Annotated in this window: 5 protein-coding genes; 3 read left to right on the top strand and 2 right to left on the bottom strand. The window is 72.7% G+C overall.

The features are described 5' to 3' along the window. Positions 1–68 precede the first annotated feature (68 nt). Entirely contained in the window at positions 69–1967 is a 1899-nt protein-coding gene (locus tag ACWGDX_RS08825) for an ABC transporter ATP-binding protein (RefSeq protein ID WP_453623771.1), read from the top strand. A 99-nt stretch (positions 1968–2066) separates the two neighbouring features. Next, a complete protein-coding gene (locus ACWGDX_RS08820) occupies positions 2067–3140 on the top strand; it encodes an iron-siderophore ABC transporter substrate-binding protein (RefSeq protein WP_453623626.1) in 1074 nt (357 codons plus the stop codon). 155 nt (positions 3141–3295) lie between these two features. On the opposite strand, the gene ACWGDX_RS08815 is transcribed toward ACWGDX_RS08820, so the two are convergent. Both ACWGDX_RS08815 and ACWGDX_RS08810 read right to left on the bottom strand, forming a co-directional pair. Beyond that, entirely contained in the window at positions 3296–3499 is a 204-nt protein-coding gene (locus tag ACWGDX_RS08815; protein WP_453623624.1) for an MbtH family protein, read from the bottom strand. 2 nt (positions 3500–3501) lie between these two features. Then, complete coding sequence (locus tag ACWGDX_RS08810; protein WP_453623769.1) at positions 3502–22557, bottom strand: amino acid adenylation domain-containing protein; 19056 nt, start codon at positions 22555–22557, stop codon at positions 3502–3504. Between the two features lie 266 nt (positions 22558–22823). Here ACWGDX_RS08810 and ACWGDX_RS08805 point away from each other — a divergent pair, with 266 nt between their 5' ends. Next, a complete protein-coding gene (locus ACWGDX_RS08805; RefSeq protein WP_453623622.1) occupies positions 22824–23843 on the top strand; it encodes a FecCD family ABC transporter permease in 1020 nt (339 codons plus the stop codon).

Genomic DNA, 23843 nt, shown 5'->3' with positions numbered 1-23843 from the left:
TGCCCGACCCGGCCGCCGCCCACACCACGGCGGAACCCGACCCCGGCACAGCGGCCGACGAACGGGCGCTGCTCCCCACCGCCTCCGCACGTCGCACCCGCGCCGCCGTCCGCGAACTGCTGCGCCCTCACCGCCCGCTGGCCCTCGCCGCCCTGGTCACCACGGTCGCCGCGACGGCCGTCGGACTGGTGGTCCAGCCGGTACTGGGCCATATCGTGGACGTGGTCACCGAGGCGCGCCCGGTCGGCGCGATCACCGTACCCGTGATGCTGCTGGCCGCGGTCGCCGTCGTCCAGGGCGCCGCCACCGGCCTCGGGCTCTCGCTCGTCTCCCGGCTCGGCGAGACCGTACTCGCCCGGCTGCGCGAGCGGTTCGTGGACCGGGCCCTGAATCTTCCCCTGGAGCAGGTGGAGGGCGCCGGCTCGGGAGATCTGACGGCGCGCGTCACCGGCGATGTGTCGCTGATCGCCGACGCGGTCCGCAACGCGCTGCCGGAGCTGACCCGTTCGGTGCTGGCGATCGTCCTCACCCTGGGCGCGCTGGCCCTGCTCGACTGGCGGTTCTTCCTCGCCGCGCTGCTCGCCGTCCCCGTCCAGGCGCACACCGCGCGCTGGTACATACGCAACGCGGCGCCGCTCTACGCCGAGCAGCGCATCGCGTACGGAGCACAGCAGCAGCAGCTTCTGGACAGTATCGGCGGGGCGCCGACGGTGCGTGCCTTCCGGCTGGAGAAGGAGCACACGGAGCGGGTCACCGAGCGGTCCTGGTCGGTGGTGGCGCTGACGATGCGCGGTGTCCAGCTGGTGCTGCGCTTCTACAGCCGGCTGCATCTGGCCGAGTTCACCGGACTCGCGGCCGTGCTGGTGGCGGGCTTCGCGCTGGTGCGTGCCGACGCCGTGTCGATCGGTACGGCGACGGCCGCCGCGCTCTACTTCCACAGTCTCTTCACCCCGGTCAACTCGGCGCTGATGCTGATCGACGACGCGCAGTCGGCGACCGCGGGCCTGGCCCGGCTCGTCGGGGTGGCCGATCTGCCGCCCGCCGTACGGGTGGAGCGGCCCGCCGTGCCGCGCAACGCGTCCGTCGCCCTCGGCGGGATCGCCCACGCGTACCGACCGGGCCATCCCGTACTGCACGGGGTGGATCTGACGATCGCGCCGAGGGAGCGGGTCGCGCTGGTCGGGGCGAGCGGCGCCGGCAAGACCACCCTGGCGAAGATCGCCGCCGGTATCCACCGGCCGTCCGAGGGCACGGTCCGGATCGGCGGCGCGGAACTGGACTCGCTCGACAGGGCCACGCTCCACCGGACCGTCGCCCTGATCACCCAGGACGTGCATGTCTTCGCCGGACCGCTCGCCGACGACCTGCGGCTGGCCCGCCCCGACGCCACCGACGCCGAACTGCGCGAGGCGCTCGACCTCGTGTCCGCGCTGAGCTGGGCCGATCTTCTGCCGGACGGTCTGGCCACGGTCGTCGGCGAGGGCGGGCACCGGCTCACCAGCGCGCAGGCGCAGCAACTCGCCCTGGCGCGGCTGGTGCTGGCCGATCCGCCGGTCGCGATCCTCGACGAGGCCACCGCGGAAGCGGGCAGTGCCGGGGCGCGCGCCCTGGAGAAGGCCGCCGCCCGCGCGGTGGACGGCCGTACGGCTCTGATCGTCGCCCACCGGCTGACCCAGGCCGCGAGCGCGGACCGGATCGTGGTCATGGAGGCCGGACGGACGGTGGAATCCGGTACGCACGACGAACTGCGCGCGGCGAACGGCCGCTACGCGGCACTGTGGGAAGCGTGGTCGTACAGCCGCGAAACAACACCGGGTGACGCCACCCCGGGTGACACCGCGCCAGGTGACACCGCGCCACGCGACGACACACCAGGTGACACCACATCGCGCGAGACCACGTCAGGTGACGCCACACCGTGCGAGACGGCACCAGGTGACGCCCCGTCAGGTGACACCGCGCCATGAGCCCCGAATCTCGCAGCCCGTGGCTCCCCCGTACTCGCCTCCACCTCACCCCCCGCATCCACCCACCAGAGAAGCACCGAACCCGAAGGACCCCTTGAGATGGCCCGCACCCTCCGCACCGACCGGCTCGTCGCCGCGTCCGCGTCCGTACTCCTGCTGTTCGCCACCGTCTCCGCGTGCGGTTCCGACTCGGACACGGGCGCGAAGCAGGACTCGGCGGAACAGGGGAAGGACACGGCGGCGGCCGGGTCGTACCCCGTCACGATCGCCCACAAGTTCGGCAGTACGACGGTCGACTCCGAGCCACAGCGGATCGTCACGGTCGGCCTCACCGACCAGGACGCCGTGCTGGCGCTGGGCAAGGTCCCGGTCGGGACGACGGAGTGGCTGGGCGCGTACAAGGGCGCGCTGGGGCCCTGGGCCGAGGCCGAACTGAACGGCGGCGCGACCCCCACCCTGCTGAAGGACACCGGCACCGGACCGCAGACCGAGCGGATCGCCGCGCTCAAGCCGGACCTGATCATCGCGCTGTACTCCGGTCTCACCAAGGAGCAGTACACGACGCTCTCGAAGTTCGCGCCGGTCCTCGCGCAGCCGAAGCAGTACAACGACTACGGCATCCCCTGGGAACTCCAGACGGAGACGATAGGCAAGGCGCTCGGCAAGGAGGCGGAGGCGAAGAAGCTGATCGACGGAGTGGAGGCGAGCTTCACGAAGGCCCGCGAGGAGAACCCCGCGTTCGACGGCGCGTCGGGCGTGATGGCCACACCGTACGAGGGCATGTTCGTCTTCGGCAGCCAGGACCCGCGGTCACGGATCCTGACGTCGTACGGCTTCGCGCTGCCGGACGGTCTCGACAAGGCGATCGGCGACAAGTTCGGCGCGAACATCAGCAAGGAGCGCACCGATCTGCTGAATCAGAAGGTCGCGGTGTGGTTCGTGGAGGACGTCGAGAAGAACGCGGAGAAGCTGCACCAGGACCCGACGTACGGGGATCTCGACGTGGTGAAGCAGGGCCGCGAGGTCTTCGTCGCCGAGACGAGTGACTTCGGGAACGCGCTGTCCATGGGGACGGTCCTCAGCCTGCCGTACGCGCTGGACAGGCTGGCTCCGATGCTCGCGGCGGCCGTGGACGGAGACCCGGCGACGAAGGTGGAGCAGCCCGCCTCGTAACGCGGCCCCACTCGGCCCAACGACTCGGCCTCATAGCAGCGGAACGCGGCAGCGCGAAGGGCCCGGACCTCGGGGAACTCTCCCCGGTCCGGGCCCTTCTCGCTGTCCTCCCCCGGCGGACGGTGCCCCCGTGCTCCGTCCGCCGGGACCTCAGCTCACTGGTGGTGAAGGCTCCTGGGGCGCAGATCCGTCCAGTGGGACTCGATGTAGTCCAGGCACCCCTGGCGCTCCCCGGGACCGTGGACGCGCGTCCATCCGGCCGGGATGTCCACGAAGTCCGGCCACAGGCTGTGCTGTCCCTCGTCGTTGACCAGCACCGAGTAGACGCCGTCTGGGTTCTCGAACGGGTTGCTGCTCATGTTCACTTCTCCTCGATACGCGCGGCGGCGCGAGCCACCAGCGCTTCCAGCGCCCGGAACCAGGTCTGCGCGAGGTCCCTGACGTCCTTCTCCTCCAGCACGGCCGCCGGCCAGGACCAGTTGGCGGCCAGGACCGGCCCGTCGGGGCGGTCCTCCGTGACGACGTTGATGCCCAGTGCGTGGCCCTCCCGCATCGCCGGCTCCGAGCCGATGTCCGCCGCGTCCTCCTCGGGGGCGTAGGACCAGTCGGTCGCCTCGGGAACGTCGAAGCGGCCCAGGTAGTTGAACTCGATCCGCGGCGCTTCCAGTGCCGCGAGGACGGGTGCCGTACGGGGGTTGAGATGGCGCAGCATGCCGTAGCCGACGCCATTGGCGGGCAGTGCGGCGAGGTGCTCCCTCACCCGCCGCAGTGCCTCGTCCGCGGCCGGGCCGCCGGCGAGGGCGTCGGCCAGATCGACCGGCCCCGGGTCGAGCCGGACGGGGAAGACGCTGGTGAACCAGCCGACCGTACGGGACAGATCGGCGTCGTCGGTCAGCTCCTCCTCGCGGCCGTGGCCCTCCAGATCGACCAGCACCCCGCCGCTCGCGCTCGCGCCGCGGCGCCGCAGCCAGTCGGCCAGCGCGAGAGCGAGCCCTGTCAGCAGGACGTCGTTGACGCTTCCGCCGAGGACGGAGGGCACGGTGGACAGCAGGGGGCCGGTGCGCTCCGGGTCCAGTCGCAGCTCCACCTCCCGTACGGTGTCCGCCGTGTCCCGTTCCGGGATCAGCGGCCGGATCGGCGGGAGCGGTTCCGCGCCGTCGAGAACGGCCGTCCACAGGGGCAGCTCGGCCTCACGGGACGGCTCCTGTGCCAGTTCGGTGAGCCGGTGCGCCCACTGCCGGAACGGCGTGTCGACCGGGGCGAGTTGGGCCGGACGGCCCTCGGAGACGTCCTGCCACGCCACCGCCAGATCAGGCAGCAGCACCCGCCAGGAGACACCGTCGACCAGCAGGTGATGGGCCATCAGCAGCAGTCGGCCCGGCCGGTCGCCCGTGTCGAACCACACCGCCCTGACCCCCGCGCCGGTCTCCGGGTCGAGCGCCCCCCGGGCCGCACGGGCCCGTTCCGCGACGCACTCGCGCAGGGCGTCGTCGTCCAGGCCGGTGGCGTCGACCCGTTCGACCCAGGTGCCGATGTCGATGGTGCCGGCGGGCGGGACCTCCAGGGACCAGTCGTCCTGGCCCGTGCGCACCAGTCCCGCCCGCAGCATGTCGTGCCGGTCGGCCAGCGCCCGCACCACGCTCAGCAGCTTCGGGAGGTCGAGCGCCGCCGGGGTCCGGACGAGTGCCGCCTGGTGGTAGCCCTTGAAGGGACCGCCCAGTTCGCGCAGCCAGTGCATGACCGGGGTCAGCGGGACATGGCCCGTGCCGTCGTACGGGGTGCGTGCCGCGCCCGGTGCGACGGCGGTCCGCTCGACGGCGACGGAGCACAGGCCCGCCACCGTGCGGTGCAGGAAGACCTGACGCGGAGTGATCCGTACCCCGGCCGCCCGTGCCTGGCTGACGAGCCGCATCGCCATGATGCTGTCGCCGCCGAGCGTGAAGAAGTCGTCGTCCACGCCCACCCGTGCCAGCCCCAGGACATCGGCGAGGACACCGCAGAGGACCTTCTCCTCGGGGGTACGCGGTGCGCGTCCCGAGGAGACCGCCGTGAAGTCGGGCGCGGGCAGCGCCTTCCGGTCGAGCTTGCCGTTGGCGAGTTCCGGCAGCCGCTCCAGGAGGACCACCGCCGCCGGGACCATGTAGTCCGGCAGATGCCGGGCGACATGCGCGCGCAGTCCGCTCGGGTCGGGCGACTGCCCGGCGGCGGCCACCACATACGCCACCAGCTGCTTGCGGGGCCCGTCCTGCCGGGCGCTCACCACGACCCGCGCGGTCTCCGGGTGCGCGGCCAGCACGTCCTCGATCTCCGCCAGCTCGACACGGAATCCGCGGATCTTGACCTGGTCGTCAGCCCGGCCCAGATAGTCGAGCATCCCCTCCGCCGTCCAGCGGGCGAGGTCACCCGTGCGGTAGAGCCGGGAGCCGGGGGGACCGAAGGGGTCGGCGACGAATCGTTCCGCGGTCAGCGCCGGCCGGTCCAGATAGCCGCGGGCGAGCCCGCCGCCCGCGAGATACAGCTCGCCGGGCACCCCTGGCGGCACGGGCCGCAGGAAGTCGTCGAGCACATAGGCCCGGGTGCCCGCCACGGGGCGGCCGACCAGGGGCCGGTCACTGTCGCGTACACGCGCCACGAGCGCGTCGACGGTCGACTCGGTGGGCCCGTACAGATTGAACGCCTCCGTGCCGCGCAGCCCGCGCAGTCGCTCCCACAGCGCCTGCGGTACGGCCTCACCGCCGACGCCGATCACGGCGAGGGGGCAGGCGCCGTCCGCGACGAGCCCGGTGTCGGCCATCTGCGCGAAGAACGACGGTGTCACTTCGAGGAAGTCGAAACCGTGCTCGACGACGGCCGCCGCGAGCAGCTCGGGGTCGCGCCGTGTCTCCTCGGAGACGACATGGACGCAGTGTCCGTCGAGCAGCCACAACTGGGGCTGCCAGGACGCGTCGAACGAGAACGACCAGGCGTGCCCGGCCCGCAGCCGCCGCCTGCCGGTCAGCGCGACAGCCGGTTCGTACAGTGTCTCCCGGTGGCTGTGGAAGAGATTGCCGACCGTCTCATGGGTGATGACGACCCCCTTCGGGCGGCCGGTCGATCCGGAGGTGTAGATCACATAGGCCGGGTGGCCCGGCAGCAGCGCGTTCGCGCGGTCCGTGTCCGTCACATCCCGGGGGTCGTACGCGGCGAGCCCGGCCACGGTCTCCGGGGCGTCGAGCACCAGGACCGGCACCCCGGAGTCCGGCAGCAGCGGGGCGAGCGCGCGGGTGGTCAGGGTCAGTACGGGGCGTGCGTCGGCCAGCATCCCGGCGGTGCGTGCCGCCGGGACATCGGGGTCGACCGGCAGATACGCGGCGCCCGCCTTCTGCACGGCGAGGATCGCCAGCAGGGTGTGGGCGGTGCGGGGCAGCGCCAGCGCGACGATCCGCTCGGGACCGGCTCCCCGCTCGATCAGCAGCCGGGCCAGCCGGTTGGCACCCGCGTCGAGTTCGGCGTAGGTCAGTTCGACACCGTCGGAGGCGACGGCGGGGGCGTCGGGGGTGCGCCGTACCTGCCGTTCGAACAGCGCGGGCACGGTGGTCGGTGCGGCGGGCAGCTCCCGGGCGTTCCACCGCCGCAGTATCCGCTCCCGCTCGTCCTCGCCCAGGATGTCGATCCGGCCGATGGACAGATCCGGCTCCGCCGCCACCGCGCGCAGGACGCGGCGCAGGCGCTCCGCGATCGCTTCCGCGGTGGCCCGGTCGTACAGATCGGTGCTGTATTCGAGGACGCCGTGGACGCCGCCGCCGTCCGCGTGCTCCACGAAGTCGAAGGACAGGTCGAACTTCGCGGTGTCCTGGCCGACCTCCTCCTCGCGCGCGAGAAGTCCCGGCAGCGCCGGACCCGTCGCTCCCGCCGCGAGATAGACGACCATCACCTGGAACAGCGGATGGCGGGCCAGTGAGCGCGGCGGGTTGAGCACCTCCACCACCCGCTCGAAGGGCACGTCCTGATGGTCGTACGCGGCGAGGTCGGCGTCCCTGACCCGGGCCAGCAGTTCACGGAAACCCGGATCACCGGAGGTGTCCGTGCGCAGGACCAGGGTGTTGAGGAAGAACCCGACCAGGTCCTCCAGCGCCTCGTCCGGGCGCCCCGCGATGGGGCTGCCGATGGGGATGGCCGTACCGGCCCCGAGCCGGGTCAGCAGGGCGGCGACAGCGGACTGCATCAGCATGAACATACTGACGCCGGCGCCGCGTGCCAGTTCGCGCAGCGAGTCCGCCAGCTCCTGGCCGAGGGACAGGTCGACGGCGCCGCCCCGGTAGCTGCTCTCCGCAGGGCGCGGCCGGTCGGTGGGCAGCGCCAGCTCTTCGGGGAGACCGGACAGGGTCTCCTTCCAGTACGCGAGCTGCCGGGACGCCACGCTGTCCGGGTCCTTCTCGTCGCCCAGTACGGCCCGCTGCCACAGGGTGTAGTCGGCGTACCGCACGGGCAGGGGTGCCCAGCCGGGCGCCCGGCCCGCCGCGCGCGCGGTGTAGGCGGTGGCCAGGTCCCGGGTCAGGGCCTGCTCGGACCACTCGTCCCCGGCGATGTGGTGCACCAGGACCAGCAGGACGTGCTCGTCCTCGGCCAGCCGGAACACCCGTACGCGCAGGGGCGGTTCACGGTCCAGCTCGAAGCCGTACGCCGCCGCTTCGGCCAGCAGTCCGGCGAGGCCTCCCTCGTCGGCGGGCACGACGTCCACGGGGATCTCGTACTCGCCCTGGCGCAGGATCCGCTGGTACGCGGTGCCGGACTCCTCCGGGAACACCGTACGCAGGGTCTCGTGGCGCTCCGCCAGATCGCCCACGGCAGCACGCAGCGCGTCGGTGTCGAGCGCGCCGGACAGCCGCCAGGCGGACGGGATGTTGTACGTGGGGCCCGCGCCCTCGACCTGGTACAGGACCCAGAGCCGCCGCTGCGCGGACGACAGGGGCAGCCGCTCGGGACGCTCCCCCTCGGTGAGCGCGATGAGCGGGGGCCGCTGCCCGCCGGTCCCCCCCTCTCCGGTGAGGGCCGTGGCCAGCCGGGCCACGGTCGGCGCGTCGAAGACCGTACGCAGCGAGAGGTGCGCGCCGAGCGAGGCACGGACCTTCGCCACCAGACGCATCGCCAGCAGCGAGTGGCCGCCGAGTGCGAAGAAGTCGTCGTCGATACCGACCCGTTCAACACCGAGCACCTCGGCGAACTGCCCGCAGAGGATCTCCTCGGCGGGGGTGCGCGGGCGCCGGCCCGCCGGGCCGGCGGAGAAGTCCGGCGCGGGAAGGGCGGCACGGTCGAGCTTCCCGCTGACGGTCCGCGGCAGCGCCTCCAGGGTGACGAACGCCGCCGGAACCATGTACGCCGGCAGCGCGGCGGCCGTGTGGGTCCGCAGCTCGTCGGGGTCCAGGGTGTGTCCCGGCGCGGGTACGGCGTAGGCGACCAGACGCGGTACGCCCGGGGTGTCCTCCCGTACGACCACGGCTGCCGTCGCCACCCCGGGGTGCGCGCCGACGAGGGACTCGATCTCGCCCGGCTCGATCCGCAGACCGCGCAGCTTGACCTGGTCGTCCGCCCGGCCCAGGAACTCCAGGGTGCCGTCCGCACGGCGCCTGGCGAGGTCACCGGTGCGGTACATCCGCCCGCCGGGAGGGCCGAACGGATCGGCGGTGAACCGTTCCGCGGTCAGCGTGGGCCGGTTCAGATAGCCGCGGGCCAGGCCCTCTCCCGCGAGATACAGCTCACCGGCCACTCCGGCCGGGACCGGCCGGAGCGCCGCGTCCAGGACATGGGCACGGATGTTGGCGAGCGGCGCGGCCCAGGTGCGACCGTCCGCCTCCCCGTGCCAGCCGTAGGAGTCGACGGCGCACTCGGTGGGTCCGTACAGATCGTGGACCGCCGTACCGGGCAGCGCGCGGAGCCGTTCCCACACCGGGGCGGGGGTGGCCTCGCCGCCGACCGCCACGACACCGGGCACATAGCCGCCGGGGTCGAGGAAGCCGTGGTGGGTCAACTCGCGCAGATAGGTGGGAGTGACATCGACGAAGTCCATCCGCTCGGCCACCAGATGCCCGAGCAGCGCGGCCGGATCGGTCATGGTGGCCTCGTCCACGACATGCAGCTCATGGCCCGCGAGCAGCCACAGCATCGGCTCCCAGGAGCCGTCGAAGCTGAACGAGGCGGCGTGCAGGGCGCGCAGGGCGGACCGGCCCGCGGCCCGTTCCGCGGGCTCGATCAGGTCCTGGCGGTGCGAGCCGAAGAGGTTGCTGAGGCCCCGGTGGGTGCCGATCACTCCCTTGGGGGTGCCGGTGGACCCGGAGGTGAAGATGACGTACGCGGCCGACGCGGGACGCGGGGCGCGGCCGGTCCCCCCGGGCTCCCGCTCCTCGGAGACGTCCGGGAGTTCGTCCCCGAGGGTCTCCAGCAGGACGAGTTCCCGCCCTTCCGGCAGTCTCGGCGCGAGGGCGGCGGTCGTGAGCACACACCGGGGCGCCGCGTCGGCGAGCATGAACTCCAGCCGGTGCGCGGGATGGTCGGGATCGAGCGGCAGATACGCGGCGCCCGACGCGAGTACGCCGAGGATCGCGGGCACCATCTCGTCGCGGGGCAGCGCCAGACCGATGACCGTCTCGGGACCGGCTCCCCGGCGCAGCAGCGCGCGGGTGATGTCCTCGGCGCGCTCGGCCAGTTGGGCGAAGGTGAGCCGGCCGCCGGCGGTGACCAGGGCGGTGGCGTCGGGCCTCGCGCGTACCGTCTCGGCGAAGAGTTCGGGGACCGTGCGGGGTTCGACCGGCCGGTCGGTGTCGTTCCAGGTGGTCCGTGCGGCCAGGGCCTCGGCGTCGGTGAGGATCCGCAGCGCCCCCACGGGCTGTTCGGGGGCCCGTACGACCTGTTCCAGCAAAGCCACCAGCCGCTCGACGAGCCCGTCCGCGGTCGGGGGGTCCACCAGGTCGGTGGCGTACTCCAGGAGCAGGGTCAGGGGCCGGTCGCCGCCGTGGTCGACGAAGGTGAAGTCCAGATCGAACTTGGCCATGCCGGTGTCCATGTCGAACCACTCGGTGTCCAGGCCGAAGAGGTCCGGGTCTCCGTCGGGTCGGTAGTGGTAGCCGATCATCACCTGGAACAGCGGGTTGCGGCCCGCCGCCCGGACCGGGTTGACGGCCTCGACGACCCGGTCGAAGGGCAGGTCCTGGTGCTCGAAGGCCGCCAGGGCGGACTCCCTCACCCGGGAGAGCAGTTCGGTGAAGGCCGGATCGCCCGACAGGTCGGTGCGCAGGACGAGCGTGTTGACGAAGAATCCGACCAGATCGTCCAGGGCGGAGTCCGTGCGCCCGGCTATGGGCGCGCCGAGCGGGATGTCGTCCCCGGCGCCGAGCCGGTGCAGCAGGGTCGCGGTCGCGGCCTGGAACAGCATGAACAGGCTGACGCCCTGGGCGCCGGACAGCTCGCGCAGCGCGCTGCCGGTCCCGGCCGGGAGCTGCGCCCGTACCACTCCCGCGCGGCCGGTGAACCGGGCGGGCCGTTCGCGGTCCAGCGGCAGTGCCAGTTTCTCGGGCAGCTCGCGCAGGGTCTCGGTCCAGTAGGCGAGCTGCCGCTCCCCCACCTCCTCCAGGAGGCGGTTCTGCCAGAGCGTGTAGTCGGCGTACTGCGCCGGAAGATCCCGCTCCCACTCCGGGACCCGGCCGGCGGCCCGTGCCGCGTAGGCGACGCCGAGATCGGCGAGGAAGGGCCGGTCGGACCACTCGTCGGTGGTGATGTGGTGCAGTACGAGGGCCACCACCTGGTCGGCGGGAGCGAGCCGGAGCACCTCGGCCCGCAGGGGCAGTTCGGTGCTCAGATCGAACGGGCGGCGCTGGGCCTCCTCGATCCGCGCGGGCAGGTCCGCCTCGGCGCAGTCGGTCACGGTGAACGAGGGGTCGGCCTCGTCGGCCGGGACGATCCGCTGGTACGGCTCGCCCTCGTGCTCCTCGAACCGGGTACGGAGGGCTTCGTGGCGGCCCGCGACATCGCGCAGCGCGGCCCGGAGCGCGGCCAGGTCGAGTGTGCCGCGCAGCCGGAAGACCAGCGGGAAGTTGTACGCGACCCCGCTGTCGTCGGTGATGTGCCGCACCAGCCACAGCCGGCGCTGCGCGGCCGAGAGCGGGAGCCGCTCGGGCCGGACCGCCCCGGGTGCCAGGGCGGGGCGCGCGGGACGGGCGCCGCCGGTGCGGTCCGCGAGCAGCTCCGGGGTCGGGGCCTCGAAGAGATCGCGGATGGCGAGTTCGGCGCCCAGCTCGTTACGGGCGCGGCTGATGAGCCGGGTGGCGAGCAGGGAATGTCCGCCGAGATCGAAGAAGTCGTCCTCGGCGCCGACCCCGGGCAGGCCGAGCACCTCGGCGAACAGCCGGCACAGGATCTCCTCCTGCGGGGTGCGCGGACCGCGCCCCGCGCCCTGTGCGACGGCCGGCTCGGGCTCGGGCAGCGCCCGTACGTCGAGCTTTCCGTTGTCGTTCATCGGCAGCCGGGGCAGGACGGCGAAGGCGGCCGGCACCATGTAGTCGGGCAGCCGCTCCCTGAGGTCGTCGCGGAGCTGCCGTACGAGACCGCTGGCACCGCGCGCGGTGGTGGGCGCGTTGGCGTACGGCGCGTCACCGTCCGCGCGGCGGTAGAGACCGGTGGTCACCCGGAATCCGGTGCCGGTGTCCGTCTCCCGGATCAGCACGGCCTCGTACGCGCCGAGTCGCGCGGACCAGGTGGTGAGCACCCGGTAGCCGAGGCGGGAGCCCAGCTCGCGCAGTGTGTCGGGCTCGACGCCTTCCCGCGCGACGCCGTGCGGACGGCCCTCGTCCAGGGAGCGTACGGCGGCCAGTTCGCCGATCGTCCGGGCGTCGGGCACCCCGACGACGCGCAGCCGCTCGGGACGCCGCTCTTCGAGGAGCCCAGCGAGCGACTCGTGCCCCGCCCAGTCGGTCACCGGAGCGTCGGCGAGCTCCAGGGCGTCGTCGTGACCCCGGTGCAGGACGACGTCGTAGCGGTGCCGCGTCAGTTCGTTCTGGTGACGTCCGGCCTTGGTCCGCAGGTCGACGCCGAAGCCCAGGGTGGTGAAGTAGTCCGGATCGACGAGGAGTTCCTTCTCCAGCGCGATGCCCCGGTCCACGGCCCGCCGGACGGTCGCCGGATCCGTGCCCTTCTCGGCCTTGGTGAGCTGGATGGCCGTCTGGAAGGCACGGGCCAGCCGGAGGTTTCTCACATCGCCGACGAACAGCGCTCCGCCCGGGGCGAGCAGGTCCATCGCGCTGTTGATGACATCGGTCAGATAGCCGACGCTCGGGAAGTACTGGATCACCGAGTTGATGACGACGGTGTCGAAGAATCCGGTGGGAAGACCGTCGACGTCATGGGCGGGCCGGGCCCGCAGCTCGACCTTGGCCGCGAGCTCGGGGTCCTGTCGCAGATCCTCGCCGATCTTGCGGATGACGGGCTCGGCGAAGTCGGTGGCCCAGTACGCCTCGGCCGCCGGGGCGAGCTGCGAGAGCAGCAGCCCCGAGCCGACGCCGATCTCCAGGATCCGGCGTGGCCGCAGCTCACGGATCCGCTCGACCGTGGCGGCCCGCCACTCGCGCATGTGCTCCAGCGGGATGGGCGTGCCGTCGTACGAGCTGTCCCAGCCGGCGAAGTCCTCCGTGAAGACGGCGGTGCTGATCTCGGTGTACTCGGCGGAGTAGATCTCCTGCCACTCACCGATCTGCGCGCGCTCGGCCTCCTCGCGCCTCTCGTCGTCGAGTTCGGCCGGGACGACATAGCCGACCAGGCGCTGGGTACCGGGCGCGGACGGGTCGTCACGCGCGATGACGGCGGCCTGGGCGACCCGCGGGTGCCGGCTGAGCGCGGTCTCGATCTCGCCGAGCTCGACCCGGTATCCGCGCACCTTGACCTGGTCGTCGGTGCGGCCCAGGAAGTCCAGATTGCCGTCCGCCCGCCGCCGTACGAGGTCGCCCGTGCGGTACATCCGCTCGCCGGGCTCACCGAACGGGTCGGCCACGAAGCGCTCGGCGGTCAGCCCCGGCCGGCCGAGATAGCCGCGGGCCAGACCGACGCCCGCGATGTACAGCTCGCCGGGAACCCCGTCGGGGAGCGGACGGAGCCAGGAGTCCAGGATGTGTGCCCGGGTGGCGCGGATCGGGCGCCCGACGGTCGGGGTGGCGCTGTCGTCCGTTCCGCCGCCGAGGGTGTTGATGGTGTATTCGGTGGGCCCGTAGAGGTTGTAGCCGTAGGTGCCGTCGGTGTCGCGGAGCCGGTTCCAGACGGTCTCGGTGACGGCCTCGCCGCCGAGCAGCACGAGCGGCGGCCGGTGTCCCTCCAGCAGCCCTTCCTCGATGAGGAGATGGGCATAGGTCGGGGTGACGTTGACGACGTCGATCCGGTGGGTCTCGCAGTACGCCACCAGTGCCTCGGCGTCACGGCGCAGCTCTTCGTCGCAGATGTGCACCTCGTGTCCCTCGACGAGCCAGAGCAGCTCCTCCCAGGACATGTCGAAGGCGAAGGAGACGGTGTGCGCGACGCGCAGGCGCCTGCCGCCCGCCGAGGCGATGGCCGGGCCGAAGATCTCCTTCTGATGGTTGAGCTGCATGTTCGTCAGACCGCGGTACGGGGTGACGACGCCCTTGGGGTGGCCGGTGGAGCCGGAGGTGTAGATGACGTAGGCGGGGTGGTCCAGGCCGAAGCCGACGCGCACCGGGCCCGCGGGCAGCGCGGTGAGTTCCGCCTCGACGGCCGGGTCGTCCAGCAGGACGCGCGGGACGTCTCCTTCGAGTGTGTCCGAGACCTCGGCGGTGGAGAGCAGGAGCACCGGCTTCGCGTCGTCGAGCATCAGGGCGAGACGGTCGGCGGGGTAGTCGAGTTCCAGCGGCAGATAGGCGGCGCCGGTGCGCAGGACGGCGAAGAGCGCCACGACCATGTCGATGGAGCGCGGCAGTCCGAGGGCCACCACCCGCTCGGGCTCCGCGCCGCGTGAGATCAGCAGCCGGGCCAGCCGGTCGCAGCGCGCGTCGAGCTCGGCGTAGGTGAGCGTCCGGGCGCCGAAGACGAGGGCGGTCGCGTCGGGGGTGCGGGCGGCCTGGGCCGCGAGCAGATCGGCGACCGTCTCGTCCGGGACGGGCTCCCTGGTGGCGGTGTTCTCCCGTTCCACAGCCGCTCGTTCGGCGGGCAGCAGCGGGTCGAGGGCGCCGACGGGAGCGGCGGGGTCGGCGGTCAGTCCGTCCAGCAGGAGGGTGAACCGGGCCAGCAGGTCGTGCGCCTGGCCGCTCTCGATCACATCGGGCCGGTGGGAGAGGGTGACACGGATGCGCCGGCCCGGGGTGACGACCAGGTTCACGGGGTAGTGGGTGGCGTCCACATTGGCGACGGCGGTGGCGCCGTGCCGGTCGCGCAGCACGGCGAGCCGGTCCTCGGTGTCGGCGTTCCGCAGGACGAAGAGGGTGTCGAAGAGGCGGCGGTGGCCGCTCTCCGCCTGGAGGACCCCCAGGCCCAGATACTCGTACGGCAGCAGCTCCAGGCGCTCGGTCTGCACCCGCCGCAGCAGGTCGACGACCGGTTCGGCCGGGTCGAAGGCGATCCGCGCGGGCACGGTGTTGAGGAACATCCCGATGATGTCGGCCACGTCGGGCACCTCGCTCGGCCGGCCCGCGACGGTCGTGCCGAAGACCACATCGGTACGGCCGGTGGCGCTCGCGAGGGTGAGTCCCCAGGCCGCGTTGAGGACGGTGTTGAGGGTCAGGCCGTGGCGGCGCGCGGTGTCGCGCAGCCGCTCGCTCGCCTCGGTGGTCAGTACGGAGTCGAGGCTCTCCGGGACCACGGGTTCGAGCCCCCGGTCGGCGGCGGCCGGGACGAGCAGGGTGGGCTCGTCCAGCCCGTCGAGAGCGGTGTGCCAGGCACGGGTGGCCTCGTCGGTGTCCTGTCGCTCCAGCCAGGTCAGATAGTCGCGGTACGAGCCGGGGCGCGGCAGCTCCGCCGGGTCGCCGCCGCTCTCGTACAGGGCGAAGAGTTCGTCGAGGAAGAGCCAGGCGGACCAGCCGTCCCAGAGGATGAGGTGGCGGCCGATGACCAGACGGTCGCCGCGCTCCTCACCGAGCCGGATGAGCAGGATACGGAAGAGCAGCGGCTCGGTGAGATCGAAGCGGCGGGTCCGCTCCTCGTCCATCAGCGCGCGGAGCCGCTCGTCCTGCTCGGCGGCGGGGACGCCGGTGAGGTCGGTCTCTTCGAGCGGGATCCCGGGGTCGCGGACGATGAACTGCACCGGCTGGCGCAGCCCCTCGCTGGTGAATCCGGCGCGCAGGGCGGGGTTGCGGGCGAGCAGGGTCCGTACGGCGGCGCGCAGCCGGCCGGTGTCGATCCGGCGCGCGAAGTCGAACGACTCGTGGACGGTGTACACGTCCAGGGCGTTCTCGTCGTACGTGGAGTGGAAGAACAGCCCTTCCTGGAGGGGCGCGAGCGGCCAGATGTCCTCGATTCCGCCCGGGGCGAGCCGCTCCACCCGGGCGGTCTCCTCGGCGGTGAGCACGAAGGAGGACCCGGCCGGCCGGTCCGGCTCGCGCGGAGCGGTGGGCGTCGCGGCGGCGGCGAGGGCGGCCGGGGTGCGGTGTTCGAAGATGTCACGGGGGCCGATGTCCAGGCCCGCGCGGCGGGCCCGGCCGGCGACACCGATGGAGCTGATGCTGTCGCCGCCGAGCAGGAAGAAGTCGTCGTCGATGGAGACGTCCGTCAGCTTCAGCACGGCCGCGAAGATGTCGGTGAGGACACGTTCGCGTGCGTCGCGGGGGGCGCGCGCCTCGGCCCGTACGGCCTGTGGTGCGGGCAGGGCCGCCCGGTCGAGCTTGCCGCTCGGGGTGAGGGGCAGGGCGTCCAGGACGACATAGGCCGTGGGCACCGCGTGGGCGGGCAGGACTCCGGTGAGTGCGGCCCGGAGCCCGGCCGCGTCCGGCGCCTCGTTCCCCGTACCGACGACATAGGCGACGAGGGCGTTCTCGCGGACGGTGACGGCGGCCTGGGCGACGGACGGCCGGCGGACGAGAGCGGCCTCGATCTCACCGAGTTCGATCCGGTTGCCGCGGAGTTTGACCTGCCGGTCGGTGCGGCCGAGGTATTCGACCGTACCGTCGGGGCGCCGCCGTACCAGGTCGCCGGTGCGGTACATCCGGCTGCCGGGCGGGCCGTACGGGTCCGCCGTGAAGCGCTCGGCGGTCAGCGAGGGCCGGGCGTGGTAGCCGCGCGCCAACTGGACGCCGGTGAGATACAGCTCGCCGGGGACATCGGCGGGGACCGGCCGCAGACAGGCGTCGAGCACCCGCAGTCCGGTGTTCCAGACCGGCCGTCCGATGGGGACGGCGGTGCTGTCCCGGGATCCGCCGCCGGGGCGGTAGGTGTGGTGGGTGACGTCGACGGCCGCCTCGGTGGGTCCGTAGAGGTTGTGCAGCGGCACCCCGGTGAGCGCGTGCCAGCGGCTCGCGGCGGAGGCGGTGAGGGCCTCGCCGCTGCTGAAGACGCGGCGCAGGGTCGCGGCCCAGCCGGGATCGCCGGTGACGTCCTCCGAGCCGAGGAACGCTTCGAGCATCGACGGTACGAAATGCAGGGTGGTGACGCCCTGTTCGCGGACGAGCCCGGCGAGATAGGACGGGTCCCGGTGTCCGTCGGGCCTGGCGAGGACGACGGCCGCGCCCTCGGTCAGCGGCCAGAAGAACTCCCACACGGAGACGTCGAAGCTGGACGGTGTCTTCTGGAGGACCCGGTCGTCGGGCCGGAGGCCGTACTCCCCCTGCATCCAGGCCAGCCGGTTGCGGACGGCGCGATGGGTGACGACGACGCCCTTGGGGCGGCCCGTGGAGCCGGAGGTGTAGATGAGATAGGCGGGGTCGTCCGGACCTGCCTGGGCACCGGAAGTCCCTTCGGGGGACTCGTCCTTCGGCGTGTCGGGACCGTCCCCCGGTGCGTCCAGGACGAGCGCCGTGAGCCCCTCGGTCTCCGGCAGCCGGGAAACGGAGTCCGCGACGGTGACGACCGTACGGGCACCCGAGTCGGCCAGCATGTGGGCGACCCGCTCGGCGGGGTAGTCCGGATCGACCGGCAGATAGGCGGCGCCGGACTTGAGGACGCCGAGGAGCGCGACCATCAGCTCGGTGGAGCGCGGGACGGCGACCCCGACGACCCGGTCGGGACCGGCGCCACGGGCGCGCAGCCGCCGCGCCAGGGATTCGGCGCGGGCGTCCAGCTCGGCGTAGGTCAGACGCTCGTCGCCGAAGACGACGGCCGTCGCGGCCGGGGTACGCGCCGCCTGCTCCTCGAAGGCGGCGGACAGGGTGACCGGGCGGACCTCGCGCTCCGCTCCGGTGAGCTGCGTCTCCGCCTCGGCCAGCTCCCGCGGCGAGAACAGACCGATCCGCGCGACCGGCCGCGCGGGATCGTCGGCGAGTGTCTCCAGGATCAGGGAGAGCCGGCCGGCCATGGCCTGTACGGCGTCACCGCTCAGCCGCTCGGCGTGGTGCTTGAGGCGCAGATCGAGCCGTCGGCCCGGCTTGACGATGAGGGCCAGGGGGTAGTGGACGGCGTCGTGGAACTCGTGGCCGGTGATACGGACCGTGTCCGACGGGTCCCGCAGATCGGTGTCGGCCGGATAGTTCTCGAACACGAGGAGTGTGTCGAAGAGTTCGCCGCTGCCCCCGAGGCCCGCGATCCGCTGGATCTCCGCCAGTCCGAGGTGCTGGTGGTTCAGCAGTTGGGCCTGCTCGTCCTGGAGGCGGCCGAGCAGCGCCGCGAGCGTGTCGGCCGGCTGCCAGCCGAACCGGGTCGGCAGGGTGTTGATGAACAGGCCCACCATCGACTCGATGCCGTCGACCTCGCCGTCGCGTCCGGAGACGGTCGTGCCGAACACCACGTCCTGCCGGCCGGTGAGCCTGCCGAGCAGCAGGCCCCACGCGCCCTGGACGACGGTACCGAGGGTGACCCCGAGTTCACGCGCCCGCGCGGCCAGCCGCCCGGTGGTCCGCTCGGAGAGTTCGATCCGGATCTGTCCGGGCCGGATCGGCGCGCCGCCGGCCGGGGTCCGCACCAGCCGGGTCGGCTCGTCGAGACCGGACAGCGCGGTGCGCCAGGTCGCACGGGCGGCCTCGCGGTCGAGAGCGGCGACGCGCCGCAGATGGTCGCGGTACGGGGCGACCTCGGGCAGTGCGGAGGCACCGCCGCCGTACGCGGCCATCAGCTCACGGTGCAGGACCGGCAACGACCAGCCGTCCGCGATGATGTGATGGAACGTCAGGACGAGCGCGCCACGCTCGGGACCGTACCGTACGAAAGCGCAGCGCAGCAGCGGCGGCCGGGCCGGATCGAAGCGGTGGGACCGTTCGTCGGCGGCGACGGCCTCGGCGAGCGACTTCCTGACGGAGGCGTCCTGGGCCGACAGATCGACCTCGCGCCACGGCAGTGTGAGACCGCCCGCGATGATCTGCGCGGCGGCGCCGTCGGGGCCGTACTGCCGGAAGGCCGCGCGCAGCGGGGCGTGGCGGTCGAGCAGGGTCCGCGCCGCGGCGCGCAGGGCTTCGCCGTCCACCGGTCCGGCGAGCTCGATGATCTGCTGGACGGTGTACGCGTCGGCGTCGGAGCCGTCGGCGAGGGCGTGGTAGAGGAAGCCCTGCTGGAGCGGGGCGAGCGGCAGCAGTTCCTCGATGAGCAGGGGTTCCGCGCCCTGGATCTCGGCGATCTCGTCCGGGGTGAGGGCGAGGAGGGGACCGTCGGCGGCCTCGGTGCCTCCCTCCGTACGGTCGACGGCGACGGCCGCGAGAGCGGCGACCGTACGGTGCCGGAAGACATCCCGCGTGGTGAGCCGGACACCCGCCTCGCGGGCCCGGACGAGCAGTTGGATGGCGTTGATGCTGTCGCCGCCGACCGCGAGGAAGTCGTCGTCGATGGTGACCGACCGCAGTCCGAGCACCTCGGCGTAGAGCCGGCAGAGCAGTTCCTCGCGGGCGTCGCGCGGGGGCCGGCCCGAGCTGAGGGCCCCGTAGTCCGGTGCGGGCAGCGCCTTCTCGTCGAGCTTTCCGCTGGGGGTGACGGGCAGCCGGTCGAGCGGTACGAAGGCCGACGGCACCATGTACTCGGGGAGCCGTTCCGCGCTGTGGGCGCGCAGGGTCCTCATCAGCGCGGTGATGTCGCGGAAGGGCGCGGGCCGGTTGGCGTACGGGAAGGTCCCGCCCGGCCGGTACGACGGGCCGGGAGGCGTCCGGCCCTCGGTGAGCACGACATCGAGGCGGCCGTCGTCGGCGTGTCCGTTCCAGGTGACCGCGCAGCGGTAGCCGTGCCGGCCCGCGAGCGCGTGGAAGGCCTCCGGGTCGATGCCGTCGGGGGCGGGGGTGCTGCTGTCCTCCAGGGCGCGCAGCGCCGAGAGGTCCTCCCCGAGGCGCCCGTTGGGCACGCCCGTGACACGGACCCGGACGGGCCGGGTGATCAGCAGCTCGTCCAGCGCGGCGAGGCCCTCGATCCCGGACCAGCGCACCTCGCTCTCCCCTGGGACCGACGGAGCGGTGCGGACCGGGCCGGCCTGAGCCGTCTCCCGCGCGCGCAGCACCACGTCGTAGCGGTAGCGGCTCAGTTCGTTGTGGTGCGTGGCGCGCTTGACGAGCACGTCCGCCTCGAAGTCCGGCAGCCCCGGCAGATCGGTGAAGTAGTCGGGGTCCAGGAGCAGTTCGCCCTCCCAGCTCACCGAGCGCTCCACCGCCGCCCGCGGGGCCGTCTTGTCCGGGTCCTCGGAGGCGGCCGGCCGGCGGCTCTCCACGGCGGCGCGCAGGGTGCGCAGCAGCCGGAGGTTGCGGATGTCGCCCACGAAGATCCTGCCGCCGGGCGCCAGCAGCGCCGCGGCCTTGCGCAGCACGTCGGACAGATAGTCCGCGCTCGGGAAGTACTGGGCCACCGAGTTGATGACGACCGTGTCGAAGAAGCTCTCGGGCAGGCCGTCGGTGTCATGGGCGGGCCGGGCGCTCAGCTCCACCCGGGAGGCCAGGCCGGGCACCGCGTCCACCTGGGCGCGCAGCGCCCGTACCGCTTCGTGCGAGACATCCGTACCCCAGTACGTCTCGCAGTCCGGTGCGAGGCGGGACAGGATCAGTCCGCTGCCGACGCCGATCTCCAGAACCCTTCGGGGGGTGCCCGGTTCACGGATGCGGTCGATCGTGGCGTCGCGCCACTCCCGCATCTCGTCGACGGGGATGGGGGTGCCGTCGTACATGCTGTTCCAGCCCGCGAAGTTCTCGCGGACGGACGTGCCCTCGCTGCGGCCCTCGGATCCGGCGGCGCCGTAGAACAGTTCGTGGAGGTCCTTCCACTCCTCGACCTGCGCGGTCCCGTCGCCGGGCCCGCTGTCGAGCGAGGGGACGATGTACGCGGCGAGCCTGCGCTCCCCCGGCCGGTCCTCGCGGGCGACGACCGAGACCTGGTCCACGGCGGGGTGCCCGCGCAGCACCGACTCGATCTCGCCCGGTTCGACACGGAAGCCGCGGATCTTGATCTGGGTGTCGGCGCGGCCGAGGAACTCCAGCCGTCCGTCGGCCTTCCAGCGGACCAGGTCGCCCGTGCGGTAGAGCCGCTCGCCGGGCGCGCCGAAGGGGTCGGCGACAAACCGCTCTGCGGTGAGGCCGGGCCTGCCGAGATAGCCGCGGGCGAGTCCCGCGCCGCCGAGGTACAGCTCACCGGGCACACCGTCCGGGACGGGCCGCAGGCGTGCGTCGAGTACATAGGCCCGGGTGCCGGGGTCGGGGACGCCGATGGGCACGACCGCGCCGGCCGGGGTGTCGGGGTCGCACAGACCGAGGGTGGAGTTGGTGGTGGCCTCGGTCGGACCGTACGCGTTGAACATCATCCGGGTGCGCGCGTACCGGCCCACCAGCTCGGGCGAGACCCGCTCGGTACCGGCCAGCAGGGTCGCGGTGGCGGGCAGCCGGGCGTCCTCGGGCATCGCCGCGAGCAGGGCGGGCGGCAGGATCATGAAGGTGATCCCGTGCGCGTTCGCGTAGTCGGCGAGGGGCGCACCGGGGACACGGAGCTCGCTCGGTACGACGACGAGACGTCCGCCGGAGAGCAGCCCGAGACACAGGTCCCAGAAGGCCACGTCGAAGCTGGGCGAGGCGAATTGCAGCACGCGGCTGCGCGGCCCGATGCCGAAGCGTTCGCTCTGTGTGGCGACGAGTTTGGCGACACCGGTGTGGGCGAGGACGACGCCCTTGGGCCGGCCGGTGGATCCCGAGGTGTAGATGACGTAGGCGGCGTTCAGGACGGACAGCGCGCCGCCGCGGTCGGCGTCGGTGGGATCGTGCGCGGGATTCCCGGCCAGCTCGGCGACGGTTTCCGGGAGGTCGAGGAGGAGGCGGGCGACTCCGTCCTCCGACGGGAGGTCGCCGACGGACCCCGCCGTGGTCAGCAGGCAGACGGGCTCGGCGTCCGCCAGCATGTACGCGATCCGGTCCGCCGGGTAGTCGAGGTCGACGGGCAGATACGCGGCGCCGGACTTCAGTACGGCGACCTCGGCGACGATCAGTTCGGCGGAGCGGGGCAGGGCGAGGGCCACGACCCGCTCGGGGCCCGCACCGCGGGCGATCAGCGCGTGGGCGAGCCGGTTGGCCCGCTCGTCCAGCTCGGCGTAGGTGTACCGCTCGTCCTCGAAGACGAGCGCGATCGCGTCGGGGTGCCGCTCGACCCGCTCCGCGAACATGGCGGGCCAGGTGGCGGCCGGGACGGAGTGCTCGGTGGCGTTCCGCTCGACGAGCAGTCGATGCCGTTCCGGCGCGGTGGTCAGTTCCAGCTCGGCGACCGCCGTGCCGGGGCGGGCGAGTCCGTCCGTCAGCAGGGTCTCGTAGTGGCCCAGCAGCCGGTCGATGGTCGTTTCGTCGAAGAGGTCCTGACGGTATGTCACCCAGACCGACCCCGGCGCGACGCTCAGCGCCAGATCCAGAGGGCCGGTCAGCTCCTCCGTCCGAGCGCCGCCGACGGGAGTCCCGGAGCCGGTGTCCGTGGCCGGGTCCGTCCCGGGCTCCGCGTCGGCGTCCGCGTCGGGCGCGACGGCGGCGGCGATGTCGAAGGCGGTGTTGAAGAAGTGTCCGCCCGCGCGTGTGGGCTCGGGCCGCAGCTCGTCGACGAGGACGGACAGCGGAAGCCGGTGCTCCCCGGCGGCGGCCCGCGCCTCGGTCACCCGCTCCACCAGCTCACGGAACGACGGAGCGTCGCCGAGCTGGACATGGATCGGCAGTGCCTCGTGTCCGACGGTGATGCCGGCCGCGCCGCCGTAGCGGTGCAGGAGCGCGAAGAAGGCGGCGAGAGAGGTCTCGCTCGTCGTCCGTACGGCCATGCTCCTGGTCCGTACGGCCCGGTTCCCCGAGCACACCGCGGGATACGGACGATCGGTCGGCAGCGCTGTCTCGGCCGAGGACACTGCCGGCAAGTCACGCCAGTACCCGATGACTTCTTCGATACCCGACACGTTGGCCGCGCCTCCCCAAGCAGATCAGTCCCCGGGTCGAGCCCGAGTCGCCGTCATACTAAGGTAAGGGTTACCTAATCACATAGAGGTACTCATCTTCGGGGCGCTGAGGCGCTGGCTAAGGTGAGGGCCCGGCCCCGAAGTAAGGACGTTGACGTGGAGAGAGCCCGGTGACCGGGGCGAATGCCCCTCGCGCAGTGCCCAGGGCGCCTCGCGCGGTGCTGCTGGTGGCGCTGCCCGGCACCGTCCTGATCACCCTGTGCCTGCTGTCCATCGCGTTCGGCGCCCTGAGCGTTCCCCTCGACCAGGTGGTGTCGACCCTCTTCGGGAATCCCCCGAACTCCCGGATCGACACTGTCATCTGGTCCGTCCGCCTGCCGCGTACCGCGCTCGGGCTGGCGGCGGGAGCGGCCCTCGGGCTGTCCGGCTGTCTGATGCAGGCCCTGACGCGCAACCCGCTGGCCGACCCGGGTGTGCTCGGCGTCAGCGCGGGCGCGGCCTTCGCCATCGTGGTCTCCATCGGGGTGTTCGGACTGAGCACCGTCCACGGATACATCTGGTTCGCCTTCGCGGGCGCGCTGTTCGCCAGTGTGCTGGTGTATCTGCTGGGCGGACTGGGCCGGTCCGGTACGACGCCGGTGAAGCTGGCGCTGGCCGGCGTCGCCATCACCTCCCTGCTCTCCTCCCTCACCAGCGCCATCGTCCTCACCGATCCCGACGCCCTGAACCGGTTCCGCTTCTGGGAGGCGGGCTCGCTCGCCTCCCAGAACGGCGACAGCCTCGTCCAGGTGCTGCCGTTCCTCGCCGTCGGTGCCGTACTCGCCCTGTCGATGGCTCCCGCGCTCAACAGCCTCGCCCTCGGCGACGATGTGGCGGCCTCGCTGGGAACGCGTCTCGGTCTGATCCGGGTGGTGGGGGTGCTCGCGGTCACACTGCTCACCGGCGGGGCGGTGGCGGTCATCGGGCCCGTGGTCTTCGTCGGTCTCGTCGTCCCGCACATCGCGCGTATCCTCACCCAGGCGGCCGGGATCGGCCCCGACCACCGGTGGCTCCTTCCGCTGTCGGCCGTGCTCGCCCCATGCCTGCTGCTCCTCGCCGACATCGCCGGACGTCTCGTCGCGCGGCCGGTCGAGATCCAGGCCGGTGTCCTCGTCGCCTTCATCGGCGGCCCGTTCTTCATCGCGATGGTCCGCCGCCGCCGACTCGCGGAGCTGTGA

It is taken from the genome of Streptomyces sp. NPDC055025, from assembly GCF_053608565.1.
This window is presented reverse-complemented; position numbering and strand designations above follow the sequence as displayed.

Coding starts and splice junctions, on each gene's coding strand:
- ACWGDX_RS08815 (WP_453623624.1), bottom strand. CDS start 3,499: ATGAGCAGCAACCCGTTCGAGAACCCAGACGGCGTCTACTCGGTGCTG.
- ACWGDX_RS08820 (WP_453623626.1), top strand. CDS start 2,067: ATGGCCCGCACCCTCCGCACCGACCGGCTCGTCGCCGCGTCCGCGTCC.